Annotated in this window: 3 protein-coding genes; all 3 read left to right on the top strand. The window is 37.5% G+C overall.

Annotation, left to right across the window (positions count from 1 at the left end; translation table 11 throughout):
- The first annotated feature begins 185 nt into the window (after positions 1-185).
- The 3 genes from AC220I_RS20270 to AC220I_RS20260 are packed head-to-tail and all read left to right on the top strand — an operon-like array spanning position 186 to position 3247.
- A complete protein-coding gene (locus tag AC220I_RS20270; RefSeq protein ID WP_486725683.1) occupies positions 186-1214 on the top strand; it encodes an NAD(P)H-dependent glycerol-3-phosphate dehydrogenase in 1029 nt (342 codons plus the stop codon).
- Between the two features lie 23 nt (positions 1215-1237).
- Positions 1238-2530: a biotin/lipoyl attachment domain-containing protein gene (locus AC220I_RS20265; RefSeq protein WP_486725682.1), complete on the top strand. Its 1293-nt coding sequence runs from the start codon at positions 1238-1240 to the stop codon at positions 2528-2530.
- A 12-nt stretch (positions 2531-2542) separates the two neighbouring features.
- Entirely contained in the window at positions 2543-3247 is a 705-nt protein-coding gene (locus AC220I_RS20260) for a YggS family pyridoxal phosphate-dependent enzyme (protein WP_486725681.1), read from the top strand.
- The last annotated feature ends 126 nt before the right edge of the window (positions 3248-3373 follow it).

The raw sequence follows: 3373 nt of genomic DNA, 5'->3' as shown, positions 1-3373 counted from the left end.
TTATAATTTGTGAAAATATGAGGATTGCCATTTGTTTCGCCCACAATATGGCCAATCCTTTTTAATTTAAAGGGTAAATTTTCTAAATGGGTGGACTCGTGCTAAACTTTGCTGAATGAGTTTATGAACAGGGGGTTTTATGCTATAATGTAAGACGTATGAATAGTTTAAATTGGAGGCATAATTTGAAAATAACAATTATAGCAGCTGGAAGCTGGGGAACTGCTTTATCCCTTGTACTTAATGATAATGGACACGAGGTTTGTGTATGGGCACGAAACCAAATCCAAATAGATGAAATCAATAGAACTGGCATGAATGCGAAATACCTTAAGGATATTCAAATTCCAAAAGAAATTGTCTTTACATCTGATATTCAAAGGGCTTTAGAGGCTGCTGAGGTGGTTTTATTTTCTGTACCATCACAGCAATATCAAAAGACGCTATCTAAGTTTGTGGAAGATGGCCTTATCAAACCAGAGGTTATCTTAATCAATGTCTCTAAGGGGATAGACATGGAAAGTCTAGAGACAATTTCACAAATTACAAGTCGTATTTTACCAAACCAGACCTTTGTAACCCTGTCAGGTCCATCACATGCAGAAGAGGTGTCTCAAAAGCTGCCAACAGCCCTTGTTTCCGCCTCTAGATCGAGAAAAGCAGCTGAGCTTGTACAGGATTTATTTTCAAATGATTATATTAGAGTCTACACCAATCCAGATGTGGTGGGTGTTGAAATAAGTGGTGCCCTTAAAAACATCATTGCACTAGGCGCAGGCATCAGCGATGGCCTAGGCTATGGTGATAACGCCAAGGCTGCTTTAATCACAAGAGGGATCAATGAAATCGCTTACCTTGGAACTGCCATGGGGGCAACCGTTGAAACCTTTAGGGGCTTGGCAGGTGTAGGTGACCTTATCGTAACCTGTACCAGTATGCATAGTAGAAATAGAAGATGTGGGATTTTAATCGGTCAAGGTCATTCTTTTGAAGAATCCATCGCTGAAATTGGAATGGTGGTTGAAGGGGCTTACACGGTTAAATCTGCACACGATCTCATGCTCAAATACAAGCTTGAAATGCCGATCACATCAGAGCTCTACAAAATCCTATACGAAGGTAAGGATGCGAGAGTTGCTGTAAACGCCCTGATGTCTAGACAGAAAAAGCATGAAATAGATGAGTATGTCAAAGGCTTTGATAATTGGGAATAATTCCTTTTAAGGTGGATGTTTAGATGGCAAAAGAGAAAACCGCTCGTAAAAAAAGACCTAAATCTCGTAAAAAAAGACCGCATTATTTTAGAATTTTTTTGAGTATTGCTTTGGTTGGGGTTATTGTGTTCTTTTTAGTAAAACTGGGATTGGACTTGTTTTATAAAGAGCAAAGTTCCTATTTAGTACCCTATGGTGATTTAGATTTAAAGGATCAATATCAAGCCATTATTTTTAGAAATGAAATGGTTGTCAAGACCAACACATCAGGAAATATTCAATTTTTAGCTGAAGATGAGAGAATTGTCGCTAAAGGAGAACCTGTTGTTGAACTCTTTAATGAAAAGCGTGAGGGCGATCTCACAACTCAGGCGGCTGCGTCTCCTGAGTCTATAAATGAAACCGATTTGGCCCAAGAATCGCAAAAGAACCTCGAGTATGATTACAATGTCCTCGAGTTTGATATCATGAACTTAAAGGACCAAATCATATATCATATCAATAATCATAATTATCAGGAAATCCCAGCACTTAAGCGCGACTTACTCTTAAAGCTTGAGATGCGTGAAAAGCTAGAGGGTGAAAATAAATTCCTCGCCAATAGAACCACCAGTTACACTCAAAAGACAGTTGGTAACGGTACCTTGAAAGAGGGCCAGTCTTTAGTGGTAAATGCTCCTGCAAGTGGTTTATTAACCTATAAACTCGATGGATATGAGGACGTATTTACTATTGATAACATTTACAATATCAATTATGATGAAATAGACACATTAAATATTAATTCTAAGCAGATATCAACAGGTCGCGTTACCGCAGGCGAACCAGTGTTTAAGATTGTAGATCATGCCACTGGTTATTTGGTGGTCTTAATTGATAAAGAAGAGGTTGAAACCTATAAAAACGTTTCAAAGGTCAAGGTCAAGGTCAATAACGAAGAAATTGACGGACAAGTGTTTGACGTTTTCGTGAGTGCTGACAAAGCGGTTGCAGTTATTCGAATTTCTGAAGCCTTTGATCGTTACTTTGATCAACGTATCGTGGCGTGTGAAATCACAAGGCAGAATTACAAGGGCCTGAAGCTGCATACAGATTCACTCTTGACTTTTAACAATCAAAACGGGGTATTTGTCGTTGAAAAAGATAGAACCTTGAAATTTGTACCGGTGAAGGTCATAGGATACGATGACGATTATGCCATTGTATTCAATGAACAGTTCTATGATGAAACACTTGGCCTTACTAGAAGTCTCAAGGCAAATCAAGAGGTCGTCAGAGAAGGTGCAAAATATAAAGAAGGCGATCGTATTAAATAAATGAGGTGTTAAATGTATTCTTATCTAGAAGAAAATATTAAAAGTGTTAGAGAAAGCATTCAATCTGTCTGTGAAAAAGCAGGTAGACCTGAAAATTCTGTAACTTTGCTTGGTGTCACTAAAACTTATGAAGCAGATGTTATGAATGCTGCTATAGGTTATGGCATTACAGATATTGCAGAGAATAAGGTTCAAGAAATTCTGAGAAAATATGACCAAGTCAATCGTGGTGTCAACTGGCATTTGATTGGACATTTGCAGTCAAATAAGGTAAAATATATCATTGATAAAGTTGATTTGATACATTCGGTGGACAGTTTAAAATTGGCGATTGAAATTAATAAAAGAGCTGGCCAGATCCACAAGATTCAGGATGTCTTAATTCAAATAAATATTCAAGATGAAGCAAGCAAATTTGGAATTCCACCAGAGTCACTCGAAACCCTGCTAGGGGACATTTCGGAACTTAAAAATGTAAGAGTGTGTGGATTGATGTATATAGCGCCAATAGTGGAACAACCAGATCATTTGAGAGATGACTTTAAATTAATGAAAAAAATGTTTGATGAATTGAAAAATTCACCTTATGAAAATGTTATACCCTTACACCTTTCCATGGGGATGTCCAGCGACTATGAAGTTGCAATAGAAGAAGGGGCTACTATGGTAAGGGTAGGCACTAGAATTTTTGGTAAAAGGCAGTATCAAACAAAATAAAATTCATTTTGGAGGAACAGATGGGCGATAAATTTATTGATAAGATTAAATTCTTTTGGGGCGTTGATTCTCAAGAAGAAGATGATTATTTAACAGAGGATTTTTACAGTGAAATGAAGCGTGACG

This window comes from Fusibacter sp., assembly GCF_057447755.1.
Note: the sequence above shows the minus strand (reverse complement) of the source record. Positions and strands in the feature narration are given on the sequence as shown.

What these genes read in the sequence shown, in the direction of transcription:
- AC220I_RS20265 (WP_486725682.1), top strand. Translation starts at nt 1,238, where the DNA reads ATGGCAAAAGAGAAAACCGCTCGTAAAAAAAGACCTAAATCTCGTAAA.
- AC220I_RS20260 (WP_486725681.1), top strand. Translation starts at nt 2,543, where the DNA reads ATGTATTCTTATCTAGAAGAAAATATTAAAAGTGTTAGAGAAAGCATT.